The 14,839-nt window shown below is 70.6% G+C and carries 13 protein-coding genes; 9 read left to right on the top strand and 4 right to left on the bottom strand.

What is annotated here, in order from left to right:
- Positions 1-65: 65 nt before the first annotated feature.
- From RV986_RS22295 to RV986_RS22260, 8 genes are all read left to right on the top strand, one after another.
- Positions 66-1,427, top strand: a complete 1,362-nt coding sequence (locus tag RV986_RS22295; RefSeq protein WP_475919086.1) for a polysaccharide deacetylase family protein — start codon at positions 66-68, stop codon at positions 1,425-1,427.
- Between the two features lie 66 nt (positions 1,428-1,493).
- Positions 1,494-2,123 (top strand): TlpA family protein disulfide reductase, encoded by a 630-nt coding sequence (locus tag RV986_RS22290; RefSeq protein ID WP_475919085.1) that lies wholly within the window; start codon positions 1,494-1,496, stop codon positions 2,121-2,123.
- A 51-nt stretch (positions 2,124-2,174) separates the two neighbouring features.
- On the top strand, positions 2,175-2,912 hold the full coding sequence (locus RV986_RS22285; RefSeq protein WP_475924376.1) for a cytochrome c biogenesis CcdA family protein: 738 nt from the start codon (positions 2,175-2,177) through the stop codon (positions 2,910-2,912).
- A 3-nt stretch (positions 2,913-2,915) separates the two neighbouring features.
- Positions 2,916-4,913: a cytochrome c biogenesis protein ResB gene (gene resB, locus RV986_RS22280; RefSeq protein WP_475919084.1), complete on the top strand. Its 1,998-nt coding sequence runs from the start codon at positions 2,916-2,918 to the stop codon at positions 4,911-4,913.
- Positions 4,910-6,022 (top strand): c-type cytochrome biogenesis protein CcsB, encoded by a 1,113-nt coding sequence (gene ccsB, locus RV986_RS22275; protein ID WP_475919083.1) that lies wholly within the window; start codon positions 4,910-4,912, stop codon positions 6,020-6,022. Before resB ends, ccsB begins: the two co-directional genes overlap by 4 nt.
- 84 nt (positions 6,023-6,106) lie before the next feature.
- Positions 6,107-6,721, top strand: coding sequence for an RNA polymerase sigma factor (locus tag RV986_RS22270; RefSeq protein WP_475919082.1), 615 nt, complete (start codon positions 6,107-6,109; stop codon positions 6,719-6,721).
- Positions 6,718-7,659, top strand: a complete 942-nt coding sequence (locus tag RV986_RS22265; RefSeq protein ID WP_475919081.1) for a CU044_5270 family protein — start codon at positions 6,718-6,720, stop codon at positions 7,657-7,659. Before RV986_RS22270 ends, RV986_RS22265 begins: the two co-directional genes overlap by 4 nt.
- Before the next feature lie 38 nt (positions 7,660-7,697).
- Positions 7,698-8,093: an SRPBCC domain-containing protein gene (locus RV986_RS22260; RefSeq protein ID WP_475919080.1), complete on the top strand. Its 396-nt coding sequence runs from the start codon at positions 7,698-7,700 to the stop codon at positions 8,091-8,093.
- Positions 8,094-8,192: 99 nt separating this feature from the next.
- Here RV986_RS22260 and RV986_RS22255 read toward each other — a convergent pair whose 3' ends face one another.
- The 4 genes from RV986_RS22255 to RV986_RS22240 form a co-directional block, all read right to left on the bottom strand.
- A complete protein-coding gene (locus RV986_RS22255; protein WP_475919079.1) occupies positions 8,193-9,737 on the bottom strand; it encodes an ABC transporter substrate-binding protein in 1,545 nt (514 codons plus the stop codon).
- Positions 9,737-11,869, bottom strand: coding sequence for a hypothetical protein (locus tag RV986_RS22250; RefSeq protein ID WP_475919078.1), 2,133 nt, complete (start codon positions 11,867-11,869; stop codon positions 9,737-9,739). The genes RV986_RS22255 and RV986_RS22250 overlap by 1 nt, the downstream gene beginning before the upstream one ends.
- A gap of 142 nt (positions 11,870-12,011) precedes the next feature.
- Positions 12,012-13,001 (bottom strand): isopenicillin N synthase family dioxygenase, encoded by a 990-nt coding sequence (locus tag RV986_RS22245; RefSeq protein ID WP_475919077.1) that lies wholly within the window; start codon positions 12,999-13,001, stop codon positions 12,012-12,014.
- Entirely contained in the window at positions 12,994-13,452 is a 459-nt protein-coding gene (locus RV986_RS22240; RefSeq protein ID WP_475919076.1) for a nucleoside deaminase, read from the bottom strand. The genes RV986_RS22245 and RV986_RS22240 overlap by 8 nt, the downstream gene beginning before the upstream one ends.
- 100 nt (positions 13,453-13,552) lie before the next feature.
- On the opposite strand from RV986_RS22240, the gene RV986_RS22235 reads away from it, so the two are divergent.
- Entirely contained in the window at positions 13,553-14,800 is a 1,248-nt protein-coding gene (locus tag RV986_RS22235; RefSeq protein ID WP_475919075.1) for a PucR family transcriptional regulator, read from the top strand.
- Positions 14,801-14,839: the final 39 nt, after the last annotated feature.

The raw sequence follows: 14,839 nt of genomic DNA, 5'->3' as shown, positions 1-14,839 counted from the left end.
GTCGTGCCCTCTCAATGTGTGCCAGCTGGGAGCCAGCTGAGAGGGCGCGATGAGATGGGGACCGAATGCGGGACATCAGCCGGAGGGGAATGATCGGCCTCGGGGCGGGTGCCGCGGCGGCGGTGGGACTCGCGGCGTGCGGTACCGCGCAGGAGGACGGTCCGCACAGCGGCGGCGGCTCCCCGTCGGGCAAGCCCGGTCCGTCCGGCAGGCCCCGTGCCTCCTCGCATCCGGCCCGCCCGATCGGCGACGGCTCCACCGCCTACACGGGCAAGCAGCCCCGCCAGCCCGCGAAGCCGGTCCCTCTTGAGCCGGGCCAGACCCCTCCACAGTTCGTGATCTTCTCCTGGGACGGTGCGGGCGAGGTCGGGACCGGTCTCTTCTCCCGCTTTCTCCGGCTCGCCCGCGAACACGACGCGCACATGACCTTCTTCCTCTCCGGGCTGTACCTCCTGCCCGAGTCGAAGAAGCGCGTGTACCTGCCGCCCAACAACCCCCGGGGCGCCTCGGACATCGGCTACCTCACCGACGATCACGTCAAGTTGACGCTCGGGCTGGTCCGGCAGGCCTGGCTCGACGGCCATGAGATCGGCACGCACTTCAACGGCCACTTCTGCGCCGGCGGGGGCTCCGTCGCCAACTGGACGCCGGCGCAGTGGCGCAGCGAGATCGACCAGGCCAAGTCCTTCGTCAAGGAGTGGCGGACCAACACGGGCTGGAGCGATCTGCCCGCGCTGCCCTTCGACTACGAGAAGGAACTCATAGGCGGACGCACGCCGTGTCTGCTGGGCCAGAACAACCTGTTGCCCACCGCCAAGGAACTCGGCTGGCGCTACGACGCCTCCTCGCCCGGCGGCCGCCAGACCTGGCCCACCCGCAGCCATGGGCTGTGGGACCTTCCGCTGCAGGCGGTGCCCTTCCCGGGGCACAGCTTCGAGGTCCTGTCCATGGACTACAACATGCTCGCCAACCAGTCGGTCAACTCGACGAAGGCGCCGTCGTACAACTACCCGCACTGGCGGGAGCAGGCGGCCGAGGCGTACATCGCCGGATTCAACAGGGCATACAAGACAAACCGCGCCCCGTTCTTCATAGGCAACCACTTCGAGGAGTGGAACGGCGGCATCTACATGGATGCCGTCGAGCGCGCCTTCAAGTACATAGCCAAGGAGAAGGAGAAGGGCGAGGACGTACGCCTCGTCTCCTTCCGGCAGTTCGTGGACTGGCTGGATGTGCAGCGGCCCGAGGTGCTGGCCAAGCTGCGGACCCTGGATGTGGGACAGCAGCCGACGGGCGGCTGGAAGGCGTTCCTCGGCGAGACCGACCCGGCCGGCGGGGCGGGCGGGTCGGACGGTGCGAACAACGACGGGAAAGCCGGCGAGCCGGGCGCCGAGGAGTCCGGTCAGGGCTCCGGGGCGGCCACGTGAAATGGGGTTTTCCGCCCACAAGGGGGGTGCGGAAGATCCCCGAAACGGGCATGCGAAACTTTTCACATGAGTGCCGCCTGCCGCGCAGAACAGCGTTCGAACCGCACCCGCAGCCGTAGCCGCGCCGCCCTGCTCACCACTGGGGCCGCCGTCGCCACGCTCGTTCTGTCCGCGTGCAGCTCCGGAGGTACCTCCGGAGGGTCGGGCGACAGCAACTTCGTGGCGGGCAAGGACGGCATCTCGACCGTCGCCAAGGGCTCCCGGACCGACGCGCCCGATCTCTCCGGCCCGACCGTGGACGGCAAGCAGCTCGACGTCGAGGACTACAAGGGCAAGATCGTCGTCCTGAACGTGTGGGGCTCCTGGTGCCCGCCGTGCCGCGCCGAGGCCCCGAACTTCGTCAAGGTCGCCAAGGCCACCGCGGCGCAGGGCGTGCAGTTCGTCGGCATCAACACCCGGGACGCGAACATCGGTCTGGCCAGGGCGTTCGAGAAGCAGCAGGGCGTCACCTTCCCCAGCCTCTACGACCCGACGGGCAAGCTGCTGCTCCGCTTCAAGAAGGGCACGCTGAACCTGCAGACGATCCCCTCCACGATCGTCATCGACCGGGACGGGAAGATCGCGGCCCGTACGCTGCAGCCCCTCAGCGAGGAAAAGCTCCGCGAGATGCTCAACCCCGTTCTCGCGGAGAAGTGACCTGAGGTGTCCCTTCTCGCCGCGTCCACGAACCTCGCCGCATCGACCGACATGAACACCACGGTCTACAGCGGGGCCCTGCTGATCGCGCTGCCGATCGCCGTGCTCGGCGGGCTCGTCTCCTTCTTCTCGCCGTGCGTGCTGCCGCTCGTACCCGGTTATCTGTCGTACGTCACCGGAGTCAGCGGTACGGATCTGGCGGAGGCCAGACGGGGGCGGATGGTCGCCGGCGCGAGCCTGTTCGTGCTGGGCTTCACCGCCGTGTTCGTCTCCGGCGGTGCGCTGTTCGGGTTCTTCGGGTCGACCCTGCACGAGTACCAGAGCACGCTCAGCAGGATCCTCGGCGTCCTGATGATCGCGATGGGCGTGTTCTTCATGGGGCTGATGCCCTGGCTCACACAGCGTGAGTTCCGCTTCCACCGGCGTCCGGTGACCGGTCTGGTCGGTGCGCCGATACTCGGTGCGCTCTTCGGCATCGGCTGGACGCCCTGCCTGGGGCCGACGCTCACCTCCGTCAACCTTCTGTCGATGGATCAGGCGAGCGCCGGGCGCGGGGCCATACTGACCGTCGCGTACTGCCTCGGTCTGGGCATCCCCTTCGTCCTCGCCGCCGTCGCCTTCCGCAAGGCGCTCGGCGCCTTCGCCTGGGTCAAGCGGCACTACGTGTGGGTGATGCGGATCGGCGGCGGCATGATGATCGCGACCGGCCTGCTCCTGCTCACCGGTGCCTGGGACAGCATCGTGCAGCAGATGCAGTCCTGGTCCAACGGCTTCACGGTAGGGATCTGATCGATGAGCACGACTGACACCGACACCGGCCAGGCGAAGGAGCCGGCGGCCGCCAAACGGCATGTCGGGGTGAGCGCCGACGGCGAACTCGGCGCAGCCGGATCCCAGTTGTCCACCGCGCCCGTGGAGACGGCCGTGCCCGGCTCGTTCGGCGGGATGCGGGCACCCGGTGTCGTCGGGGGGCTGGCGTGGACCGGGCGTGAGCTCGTCGGCTGGGTCCGCTGGTTCTGGCGGCAGCTGACCTCGATGCGGGTCGCGCTGATCCTGCTCTTCCTGCTGTCGCTGGGGGCGATCCCCGGCTCGCTGATCCCGCAGTCCGGGACCGACGCCCAGAAGGTGGCGGACTTCAAGGACGCGCACAGTGTGCTCGGGACGGTCTACGACAAGCTCGGCCTGTTCCACGTCTACAGCTCGGTGTGGTTCTCCGCGATCTACATCCTGCTGTTCGTCTCGCTCGTCGGCTGCATCATCCCGCGGACCTGGCAGTTCGTCGGGCAGCTGCGCGGCCGTCCGCCGGGCGCGCCCAAGCGGCTGAACCGGCTGCCCGCGTACGCGACCTGGCGTACCGACGCCGAGCCCGAGCAGGTCCGCGAGGTCGCCCTCAAGGTGCTGGGGCAGCGGCGCTTCCGGGCCCACATCGAGAAGGACGCCGTCGCCGCGGAGAAGGGCTATCTCCGCGAGACCGGCAACCTGATGTTCCACATCGCGCTGATCGTGATGCTCGTCGCCTTCGCCTGGGGCCAGCTCTTCAAGTCCGAGGGCAACAAGCTGATCGTCGAGGGCGACGGCTTCTCCAACACGATCTCGCAGTACGACGACTTCAAGTCCGGCAACCTCTTCAGCACCGACGACCTCACGCCGTTCAGCTTCAACCTCAAGAACTTCACCGGCACCTACGAGCGGACCGGCCCCAACAAGGGCACCGCGCGCACGTACCAGGCGGCCATCACCTACAGCGTGGGCGCCTACGGCAAGGACAAGAAGACCACCGTCAAGGTCAACGAGCCGCTGAGGATCGGCGACTCGAAGGTCTATCTCACCGCCCACGGCTACGCGCCCGTCGTCACCGTCCGGGACGGCAAGGGCAACGTCGTCTACCACGACGCCGTGCCGATGCTGCCGCTCGACTCGAACGTCACCTCGCAGGGCGCGATCAAGATCATGGACGGCTACAGGAACGCGCAGGGGACGAGCGAACAGCTCGGCTTCCTGGCCGTCTTCGTGCCGACCTTCGCGGGTGCGGGCAAGGGGGACATGTTCTCCCAGTTCCCCGCGCTCGACTTCCCCGTGCTCGCGCTGAACGGGTACCACGGCAGCCTGGGGGTCGACTCGGGCATCCCGCAGAACGTGTACCAGCTCGACACCTCGAAGATGAAGCAGTTCAAGGACGCGAAGGGCAACATCGTCAAGGCGCGCCTGCTGCCCGGCGAGACCATGAAACTGCCGAACGGCGCCGGCTCCATCACCTTCGACAAGGGCATCAAGGAGTGGGCGAACTTCCAGGTCACCCAGCAGCCCGGCAGTGACTGGGCGCTGGTCGGAGCGTTCGCCGCGATCTTCGGGCTCGCCGGTTCGCTCTTCATCCAGCGCCGCCGGGTCTGGGTGCGGGCGACGACCGGGACCGACGGTGTCACCGTGGTGGAGATGGCGGGCCTCGGCCGCAGCGAGTCCGCGAAGCTGCCCGAGGAGCTGGGGGACCTGGCCGCCCTCATCCACGACGAGGCTCCCACCCGGCCCGACAGCCCCGACAGCCCCGACAGCCCCGACAGCCCCGACAGCCCCGACAGTGAACCCTCCACCGCGGAAGCCCCCGACGGCGACCTCGGCACCCAGACTCAGGCTGCCGACGCCTCCACCGCCAAGGCTTCCGACGGAGAAGTTGTCCCCGACGCCGACGCCGACGCCGACGCCGACGACCCCGACGCCGAGCCGGACGCCGATTCGGACATTCCCGACCCCGACCCGCACGCCGTACCTGCCGCCGAAGGGGCTGAGAAATGACTCTCGCCACCGCAACCGATCTGGGCGCCGTAACCGATCTGGCCACGGCCACCAACGAGCACCTCGCCAACGTCAGCAACACGCTGATCTACTCCGCGATGGCCGTCTACACCCTGGCCTTCTTCGCGTACATCGCCGAGTGGATCTTCGGCAGCCGCAGCAAGGTCGCCCGTACGGCCGCCGCGCTCACCACCACCGAGAAGGCGAAGGCCCCCGCGGTCACCGTGCAGTCGGCGGGCGGTACGGCCGTCCTGGAGCGGCCGAAGGTCGTCACCCGGTCGGCGGCGGGCGCCCGTGACGTGCCCGACGGGCCCGGCGCACACGGCGGTGACGAGCAGGGCGACCTCTACGGCCGTATCGCCGTCTCCCTCACCGTGCTCGCCTGGGCCGTCGAGGCGGCCGGTGTGGTCGCCCGCGCGCTGTCGGTGCAGCGGGCGCCGTGGGGCAACATGTACGAGTTCAGCGTCACCTTCTCCACGGTCGCCGTCGCCGTGTACCTGGTGATGCTCGCGCTGAAGAAGAACATCCGCTGGCTGGGCCTGCCCCTGGTCACCACGGTCCTCCTCGACCTCGGCCTCGCGGTCACCGTCCTGTACACCGCGAGCGACCAGCTGGTGCCCGCGCTCCACTCGTACTGGCTGTACATCCACGTCTCGACCGCGATCCTCTGCGGCGCCGTCTTCTACGTGGGCGCGGTCGGCACCCTGATGTACCTCTTCAAGGACTCGTACGAGAACAAGCTCGCCACCGGCGGCCGGCCGGGCCGTTTCGCGACCTCCGTCATGGAGCGGCTGCCCTCGTCGGCCTCCCTCGACAAGTTCTCCTACCGCGTGAACGCCGCCGTCTTCCCGCTGTGGACCTTCACGATCATCGCGGGCGCCATCTGGGCGGGCGACGCGTGGGGCCGCTACTGGGGCTGGGACCCCAAGGAGACCTGGGCGTTCATCACCTGGGTCGCCTACGCCTGCTATCTGCACGCCCGTGCCACGGCCGGCTGGAAGGGCCGCAAGGCCGCGTACATCGCGCTGATCGCCTTCGCCTGCTTCCTCTTCAACTACTACGGGGTCAACATCTTCGTGACCGGCAAGCATTCGTACGCCGGGGTGTAGGTCCCTGAGTCCCTTGCGCCGAAGGCCGGTTCCTGTGACGTGAGTCACGGGAACCGGCCTTCGGCGTACGGACAGGAGAGGGGTGTGGATACGAATCTGCGGAGACGCATCCGCGCGGGGGACCACGACGCCTTCGGCGAGCTCTTCGACGCGTACGCGCGCTCCGTCTACAACCATGCCTTCCGGCTCACGGGGGACTGGGCGCAGGCCGAGGACGTGGTGTCGCTGACCTTCCTGGACGCCTGGCGGCTGCGCGGCAGGCTCGACGAGGAGGGCGGTTCGGTACGGCCCTGGCTGCTCGGGATCGCCACCAACGTCACGCGCAACAAGCGCCGCGCGGCCCGAAGACACGCGGCCGCCGTCGCCCGGCTGCCCCGCGACGAGTCCGTGGGCGACTTCGCGGACGAGGTCGCCGGGCGCATCGACGACGCGGCGCAACTGGCCCTCGTACGGGCGGCCCTTCAGGAACTGCGGCGGGCCGAGCGGGAAGTGCTGGCCCTCTGCGTCTGGTCCGGGCTCGACTACGCGGCGGCGGCCGAGGCGCTCGGGGTGCCCGTCGGCACCGTACGGTCGCGCCTCTCCCGCGCGAGAACAAAGCTCGCGAAACATCTGAAAACCTCGGAACTCCCCGCAGAACGCGGACAGATGAGAGGTGACCGCATCACCGCGGTCGGGCCCAAGAGGGAGGGGAAACGATGAACCAGCTTCCCGAGCAGGACCTTCCGCCGGGCCGTCACCGACTCCTCAAGGAGCATCTGATGACCGAGATCCGGCGCGAAGACCCGACACCTGCCCGGAGCGGCGGCAAGTGGCTGCGGCCCGCGATCGCGGCGGCAGCCGTCGCCACCGCCGCAGCCGTCACCTTCGTGCTCCTTCCGTCGGCCGGCGGGGGCACCGCGAGCGCGCCGCCGAGCCAGGCGACCGTGGCGTTGCTGGAGGACATCGCGCTGGCCGCCGAGCACGATGACGCGCTCGGCGCGATCCGCGACGACCAGTGGGTGTACGTCGATTCGAAGGTCTCGTACTCGCAGACCGTGGTGGGCGGGGGGAGTGACAAGACGACGATTCCGCCGCTGCACCGGTTCGAGAGCTGGGACTCCGTGGACGGAACCCGGGCGGGGCTCTACCGGGAGACGGGCCGCGGGGAGTGGGCCGGAGAACCCGCCCCCAAGCCCGGCGAGCGCGGCTACGAGGTGTCCACCAACTACCGCCATCTGTCGACGCTGCCCACCGACGCGGACGAGATGTACGACTGGCTGCGCGAGACCGCCCCGAAGTACAGCGGACAGGAGATCGACCAGGCCATGTTCGTCCTCGTCGGTGACCTGATCCGCCAAGCCATCGTGCCGCCGGAGGTGAGTGCCGCGCTCTACCGGGCCGTCGCGAAGATCCCCGGCGTGATGGTGATCGACAATGCGGTGGACGCCGCCGGGCGCCCCGGGATCGCGATCGCGCGCAACGACCCGGACAATCCGAGCCGCGATGAGTGGATCTTCGACAAGAAGACCCACGAATTCCTCGGTGAGCGCGCTGTCGCCACCAGCGCCCGGTCGGGCGGGGTGGAGAAGGGCGATGTCACCAGCAACACGGCGATCCTGGACCGCGCCGTCGTCGACAAGGCGGGTCAGCGCCCCTAACAGGTGCAAAACCCCCGCTCACGGGCCACGCTGGTGTCATGAACCAGCCCATCGAGCCCATCGAAGAGGGCGCCGCCGAGACGCGGGGGGACACGCACGTCCTGCACTACCTGCTGCACCTTCCCCAGCCTGTGGAGAACGTCTGGACGGCGGTGGCCACCCCCGAAGGCCTGCGGGGGTGGCTGGCCGCCGCCGAGGTGTTCGAGCCGCGGCTCGGCGGGGCGGTCACGCTCCGCGGGATCGGCAGCGGCCGGATCACGGCGTGGGACGTCGAGCGGATCGCCGAGTACACGGTGGAAGGGCGGGGGCGGGTCCGGTTCCATCTGGAACCGGGCCGCCCCTCAGGCACGACGGTCCGTTTCACCCACGAGAGCCCTGAGGGCGAGAACCCGGGCTGGCGCCGGCGCTTCGAGCGACTGATGAGCGCCCCGTAGGGGCGCGGGGCCCTGACATTGTGCGGCTCCGCCGCGTGGGCGCGCCCAGCCACGAACAGCCCGCACGCACCACATCACCGATCCCCCACGGCGCCCGCATCAAGCCGGCGGCAGACACTCCGCAGAGGGCGGCTTCCCCTCCGGCCAGGCGATCTTCACAAAGCGGGCCCGGGACTCGGGAGTCAGCTGCACGATCGGCACCGCCTTGTCGTACGGATTGCCGTGGGCGTCCAGACAGATCCACCCGCTCGCCCCGTTCACCCGCAGCTGCTTGCCCTTGACCTGCGGCCACTGCAGCCCCACGTCCGCGAGGGAGGGGATCAGCCCGGTCGGCGAGGCCCCGCGGATGCCGCGCACCGCGAGCCGCATGGCGTCATAGGCGATGATCAGCTGGCCGTCGTCCAGGGCGACCGGGCCGACGGGCCCGACCGGCTCCTTGGCGGTGCTCTCCAGCAACTGCCGCAGCACCTTCGCGTCGGCCGCGCTGCCCCCGGTCTTCGCGGTGTCCTTCAGCCAGGCGTCCGGGTGCGCGAGGGCGGTGTAGCGGACCGTCAGCAGTGGGTCCTTGAGGGCGGCCGGGTCGAGGTCCTTGTCCCCGGCGAGGTAGGAGCCCTCGTCGCCGGTGAGCAGGGTGAACCGGCGGTCGTGGCAGCCGCGCTGGCCCAGCGTGTTGATGAACTGGCGCAGTTGGGTGTGGCGCCCCGCGAAGAGGATGGTGTTCGTGGTGGCGGGGGTGTTGCACAGGATGTTGGTGATCTGCATGAAGACGTTGGAGGTGGTGCCCTCCTTGCTGCGGTCGGCGGGCGGGGTGAACGGCTGGGCCTCGTAGCGCGAGCCCGTCAGCATCTTCTCGAAGGACGCCTGGAGCGTACGGGTGTACGGGTCGCCCGTGCGGTCGTAGACCAGGAACGCGTTGACGGCCGAGACCTTGGCGAAGGAGGCGAGGGCGCGCGCCTCGTCGGTGTTGGTGGGGGAGACCCGGGCGAGCCCGCGGAAGGGGTCCTTCCCGCCCTGCCCGTTGGCCAGGTCGTCGGCGGTGATCGAACTCCCTATCACCGGGATGCCCCGGCCGGTCAGCTCCTTGACCGCCTTCTTGTTGTTCTCGGTGCTCAGGCCGACCCCGGTCACCGCGCGCAGCCGGTCGGAGCCCCCCGTCATGCCCGCCAGCCGGTCGACGGTGTGCTGCCAGTACGTGCCGGTGGAGCCGGGGTTGGCCAGCACCAGGCGGATCTTCGGCTTCAGGTCGGTGGTGTCGTGGTTGGCCTGGTACTGGGCCAGATAGGCGCCCTGGAGCTCGTGCAGCACATCGGCCAGGTTGTCGGCGTCGGTGGCCGTGAAGGGTTCGAGGAGCGCGACGGTGACGTAACTGCCCGGCTGGAGGCGGGAGTTCTCGCGGTGGATGGCCCGTACGGTGTCGGCGAACTGCGGACGCCCGAAGGCGTACGTGGTCCAGGAGACGCCCACGCATTCCTCGCTGTCCTTCGGCCGGACGACGCCGGGCGCGCAGGAGCGATTCTCCCTGGTGGCCGTCATACCGCCCCAGATGCCGAGGCCCGCGAGAACGACCGCGAGGGTCAGCGCGACATACCTGCGGAAACGAATCTCCCAGACGTCCTCGCGCAGCCATGTCCACACACGCGCCATCACAGGTCCCCGCCCCCGTCCCCGTTGTCGTCGTCGTGGTCGTGGTCGTTGTCGTCGCCCGTGATGCGGAAGGGGCGGCCGGCGAGCGCGTCCGAGGGCCACTCCCGCGAGGCCCGCCAGAGCGCCGGATTGCCCGCGGGCCGCAGGTTGGAGAGCTGCTCCAGCTCGAAGCGGAGCCGGTCGGACACCTTCGGGTCCGGCAGCACCAGCGGATCGGTCAGCTGCCAGACGGCGTGCAGCAGCCGGCGTACCCGCAGATGCAGTACGGCGTCCACGCCCTCCGGCGGCTGCTGGGCCGCGTCGGTGCGTCCGAGCGCGACAGCGGCCCGGTGGTCGTGACCGCCGTGACCGTCGAAGTCGCGGCCGTCCGGGTCGTGCGCGTGGTAGTACGGCGCGGACGCGATGAAGACCAGGGACGACAGCCAGGTCCTGGTGTCGGTGCGGAGGAAGGTGTCGCGCAGGTGCGCCACCGCGAAGTCGGCCTTGCCGAGCGCGAGTTCGTGGTGCAGCCGGTAGCGGGCGCCGTCCGGGGCGCCGGCCTCGCCGTAGTGGTCGACGAGGGTGCGGTGCACGGCCCGCCAGCGTGCGTGGTCCGCCTCGCCGTGGTGCAGCCGGAGCAGGAGCAGCGCGCGCAGGAACGGGTCGCCCACGAACTGCCCGGCGGCGCTCGCCCAGCCCTCCTGCGCGAGCCGTTCCTCCAGCGCCAGGACGCCCGACGTGCCGAAGTCGTCGGGGAGCTGGACCTCCGCGAGCGCGCACGCCGAGTCGTGGTCGTGGGCGGCGGCGAGCACGGTCAGTTCGTCGAGCCGGCCGCCGGGCACGAGCCGGTCGAGGAGTTCCTGATAGGTGGGGCGGCCGTCGTGGTCCTCGTGGACGGCGACGTCGGCCGTGAGCAGCGCGCCCAGGGACCGGGCCCCCTGGGGGAGGTTCTGCCGGGCGGACTCCGCGAGCAGGGTGACGCCGAGCGGGCTGCCGCCGGACAGCCGATGGGTGGCGTGCGGGAGCTGGGGCGGGATGTTCAGGCCCTGGGAGGCGCCGCCCACGAGGTGCAGGGTGTCGTCGGGGGTGAGCGGCGGCAGCGCGACCAGCAGCGCCCGTGAGGACGGCGAGGTGCCCGGCTCCCAGCCGGTGTGCCGGGCGACCTCGGGCAGCGCGCGGCGCCCCGCGTTGCGCAGCGCCGGATGGGTGTATCCGCGCAGCGTGGCGAAGAGGACGACCTGGTCGGCGATGCCGTCGGCGCGGTCGCGCAGCACCGGCTCCATGAGGCCGAGGCCCGCCCGTTCCTGCACGTTGTCGATCAGGACGACCGGGCGGCCGAGCCGGTGCGAGCGCTGCATGACCCCCGCGTACGCGTCGTCGAGGTCGGCCAGCAGGGCCCGTACGAGATAGCGCTCGGCGTGGGTGCGGGAGTCGCCGCCCGCCCGGAAGTGCGCGGAGAGCAGGATCAGGCCCAGCTTGGGGTTGCCGCCCGCGTTCGGATAGTCGCGGTACCAGCCGGCCGCCCTGCGCAGCCGCCGGTGGGCGGGCGCGATCCCTTCCGCGAAGGCCTCCAGGGTCGCCTCGATGATCGGCTCGACCACCGGTCCCGTACTGCTCATGGAGGCGATCAGTTTGGCGACGACCTTGCTCACCCAGCGTCCCGCGAACCCCGAGAGCCGCCCGCCCGTCTCGTTCAGCAGCAGGATCCGCTCCGCCTCCTGCCGGATGCGCGGCACGTCACGGTCGCTCCAGCCGCCCGCCGCGACGGCGAGCAGGCCGGACGCCAGCCGGGGAAAACCGATCCGCGCGGCGCCGGTCACGGGCTCGGCGAGCTGCTCGGCGACGGTGGTGAGCGCCTGTCCCACCGGTGACCAGGACTCCGTGGGGCGCTCGGCCGGCGGCCCGGCGAACTGCCGCTCCTCGCCGTCGATCAGCGCGACCGGTGTGTGCCCGCGATAGGCGTCCCGCAGCTCGCGCAGCACCGCGCTCTTCCCCAGCCCGCGCCCGCCCGCGAACACCACGAACGGCAGTTCCTTCGGATGTTCGTACGGGGACGAGCGGTGCTGGTAGGGCCGCAGGCCGATGAGACGCGGCGCGAGACCGGGCGGATCGGTGTCGAACAACGCTCCGCGTCCGTGCAGCCCTCTGTGCACCGCATCTCCCCCTGGCGCGGTCCGGTCCTGCTCTGTACTGCTGTGAGGTCTATCAACACCAGTGTAAAAAGGGGGAGTTGATTCGGACTAGGGCGTCGGATGTCCGTTTGGTTACGAAAATTTTCCGCACTCTTACCGTCGGCTACCCCACGGTGATCGAATCCAGCTTCTCGCGCAGATAGGCGTGGGAGTCCACGGGCGGGTACGCGACCCGTCCCACCGGCGCGGGGACCGACTCCACGACCGTCCCCGGTGTGCACTCGCCGAAGTAGACGAGGGACATCAGCTCCTCGGCGGGTGCGTCGGCGGGTGGCGGCAGTACGCGGTGCCGTCCGGACCGCCACCTGTCTCCCGTCCAACGGGCCATCAGATCACCGATGTTGATGGTGAAGGCCGCCGGGTCGAAGGGCGCGTCCTCCCAGCCGCCCTCGTCCGTGTAGACCTGCAGCCCGCCCTTGCCGGCCTGGCGGTCGAGGATGGTGACGGTGCCGAAGTCGGTGTGCGGGCCGATACGGAACTGGCCCGGCTCGGGCTCACCGACGACCTCCGTGCCCGGGTACCAGTTGATGTTAAAACCGTACGTTGGATGGCCCATGTGCTTCGTGAAGAAGTCCGGTTCCAGGCCGAGGGCCTCACCCAGGAGGGCGAGCAGGTGGTTCTCCAGCTCGCCCATCCGCGTCAGGTACTCCGCGCACAGTTTCTGGAGTTCCGGGGCCTCGGCGGGCCAGATGTTCGGCGCGTACCACTCCGCGTTGATCTCCGGGTCCTCGAACGGCTCGTGCGTCGCGAAGGTCAGCGACTCCTTGAGGTCCGGGGGCGTCTCCGTACCCTCCGAGTAGCCGTTCGCCTCGGCGCCCGGGCCGAGCCAGCCGCGCCCGCCGACCTGGACGGCGTACGGCTGCTTGGTCTCGGCGGGGAGGGTGAAGAACGCGCGGGCGGCCTCGCGGATGCCGGCGCGGAGGGCGGGGTCGACGCCGTGGCCGGTGACGAGGAGGAAGCCGGCGGTCTGGAGAGCCTCGTCCACGGTGCGCGCGGTCCGGGCGCGGGCGTCCGGGTCGCCGTCCAGCCAGGGCCGCAGGTCGATGGTGGGGATGCGGGGGCGGGTCGGGGTCTTGGGCTGGGGGTTACTCACCGATGTCCTCGTTCCACAGGGCCGGGTTGTTCTTGATGAAGTCGCGCATCAGCGCGGTGCACTCGGGATCGTTCAGCTGGATGATCTCCACACCGTGTTCCGCCAGCCAGTCATGACCGCCATGGAAGGTGGTCGCCTCCCCGACGACGACGCGCGAGATGCCGAACTGGCGCACCAGGCCGGAGCAGTACCAGCACGGCGAAAGGGTCGTCACCATGGTCGTACCGCGGTACGAACGCTGTCGTCCCGCGTTGCGGAACGCCGACGTCTCCGCGTGCATGGACGGGTCGCCGTCCTGGACCCGGCGGTTGTGTCCGCGCCCGAGAAGGGTGCCGTCCGCGCCGTACAGCGCGGCGCCGATGGGGATGCCGCCCTCCGCCAGCCCGGCGCGGGCCTCCGCGACGGCGGTCGACAGCCACACCCGTGCCCGTGCCTGATCAATGCGCTCCATGACTCCACTCTCCTGTGGCCGAAACACGAGGGCAACGTGCGGAAAGTACTCTCCCGGCAAACCGCACCCGGACGGACTGTCAGCGCCTCTGGAGGTCCCCGTGCCCGTACTCACCCTGCGCGAGATCCTGGCCCTCGACCCGGTCCGCGACAGCGAACCCGAACTCCTCGCGGGCGAGGGAGCCCTGGACCGGCCTGTCCGCTGGGTGCATTCGAGCGAGGTGTACGAGGGGGCGAACTTCCTCGACGGCGGCGAACTGCTCCTCACCAACGGCTTCGGGCTGACCGACGCCGACGACGGGACCCGGCGCCGGTACGTCCGTGAGCTGGCCGCGCGCGGGGCGGCGGGCCTGGCCGTGGAGGTCGGGCGGTCGCTGGTGCGGATGCCCGAGGAAGTCGTCGACGAGGCCCGGCGGCTGGGGCTGCCACTGCTGGCCCTGCACCGCGTGGTGCCGTTCGTCCGCGTCACCGAGGCGGCGAACCGGGCGATCGTGGCGCGCGGACTGTCGGGGCGGGCGGCACGGCCCTGGGGCGGTGACCACACCGCCGCCCTGCTCGCCGACCTCGCCGACGGGCAGGCCCTCAACCAGCCCGAGGTGGAGGCACGCGCGGCGCTCGCCGGTTTCCATCCGGGGCCGGGGACGCGGCTGGTCGGGGTGTCGGCGCACGGGGTGCGCGACCTGGGCGTGGTCGACCGGGCGGCACGTTCCCTGGGCGGGGTCGCGGTACTGCGGGCGGCGTTCCCCGGAGACGTACTGGCACTGGTGGCGATGCCCGCGCCGCCCGGCGCGCGGGATGTCGTACGGGCCGTGCAGGAGGCGTTCACAGCGGTCGCCGCGGCCGGAGCGACCGTGGCGGTCGGGCACGCGGTCCTCGCGGGCGGCGGCTGGCTGCGCTGGAGCGAGACACTGCGCGCGGCCCGCACGACCCTGGAACTGGCGCTCACCGCGCCGTCCGCCGAACCCGGCCCGACCGGCGGCCCGGTCGTCACCTCCTCGCGCGCCCTCACCCTGGAGCGGGAGCTCACCCGCGGCGGCGTGGACGCCAACCGCGACCGCCTTGCCCGCCTGGTCCAGCACGCCCTGGGCCCCCTGCTGGACTGGGAGGCAGCCCACCCCAGCGACCTCGTCCGCACCCTGGAGATCCACCTCCGCCACGGCTGCTCGCCCACCCGCACGGCCGCCCTGCTCCACATCGGCCGCCAGTCCCTCTACCAGCGCCTGGAACGCATCCAATCCCTCCTCGGCCTGGAGATCGACGACCCCGACCTGCTCGCGGCACTCTGCGCCCACCGGATCGTGCGCGGGATCCCGGCGTCCGCGGGAGGCGGGCTGCGGACGGTGGCCTGACCGGGCAGTGGCTTGACCTGGCGGTGGCTTGACCTGACG

It is taken from the genome of Streptomyces sp. RLA012 (assembly GCF_056270325.1).
This window is presented reverse-complemented; position numbering and strand designations above follow the sequence as displayed.

Excerpts from the sequence above, each read along its gene's own strand:
- RV986_RS22260 (WP_475919080.1), top strand. The coding sequence starts at position 7,698 with ATGAACCAGCCCATCGAGCCCATCGAAGAGGGCGCCGCCGAGACGCGG.
- RV986_RS22240 (WP_475919076.1), bottom strand. The coding sequence starts at position 13,452 with ATGGAGCGCATTGATCAGGCACGGGCACGGGTGTGGCTGTCGACCGCC.
- RV986_RS22295 (WP_475919086.1), top strand. The coding sequence starts at position 66 with ATGCGGGACATCAGCCGGAGGGGAATGATCGGCCTCGGGGCGGGTGCC.
- ccsB (WP_475919083.1), top strand. The coding sequence starts at position 4,910 with ATGACTCTCGCCACCGCAACCGATCTGGGCGCCGTAACCGATCTGGCC.
- RV986_RS22255 (WP_475919079.1), bottom strand. The coding sequence starts at position 9,737 with ATGGCGCGTGTGTGGACATGGCTGCGCGAGGACGTCTGGGAGATTCGT.
- RV986_RS22265 (WP_475919081.1), top strand. The coding sequence starts at position 6,718 with ATGAACCAGCTTCCCGAGCAGGACCTTCCGCCGGGCCGTCACCGACTC.
- resB (WP_475919084.1), top strand. The coding sequence starts at position 2,916 with ATGAGCACGACTGACACCGACACCGGCCAGGCGAAGGAGCCGGCGGCC.
- RV986_RS22285 (WP_475924376.1), top strand. The coding sequence starts at position 2,175 with ATGAACACCACGGTCTACAGCGGGGCCCTGCTGATCGCGCTGCCGATC.
- RV986_RS22290 (WP_475919085.1), top strand. The coding sequence starts at position 1,494 with ATGAGTGCCGCCTGCCGCGCAGAACAGCGTTCGAACCGCACCCGCAGC.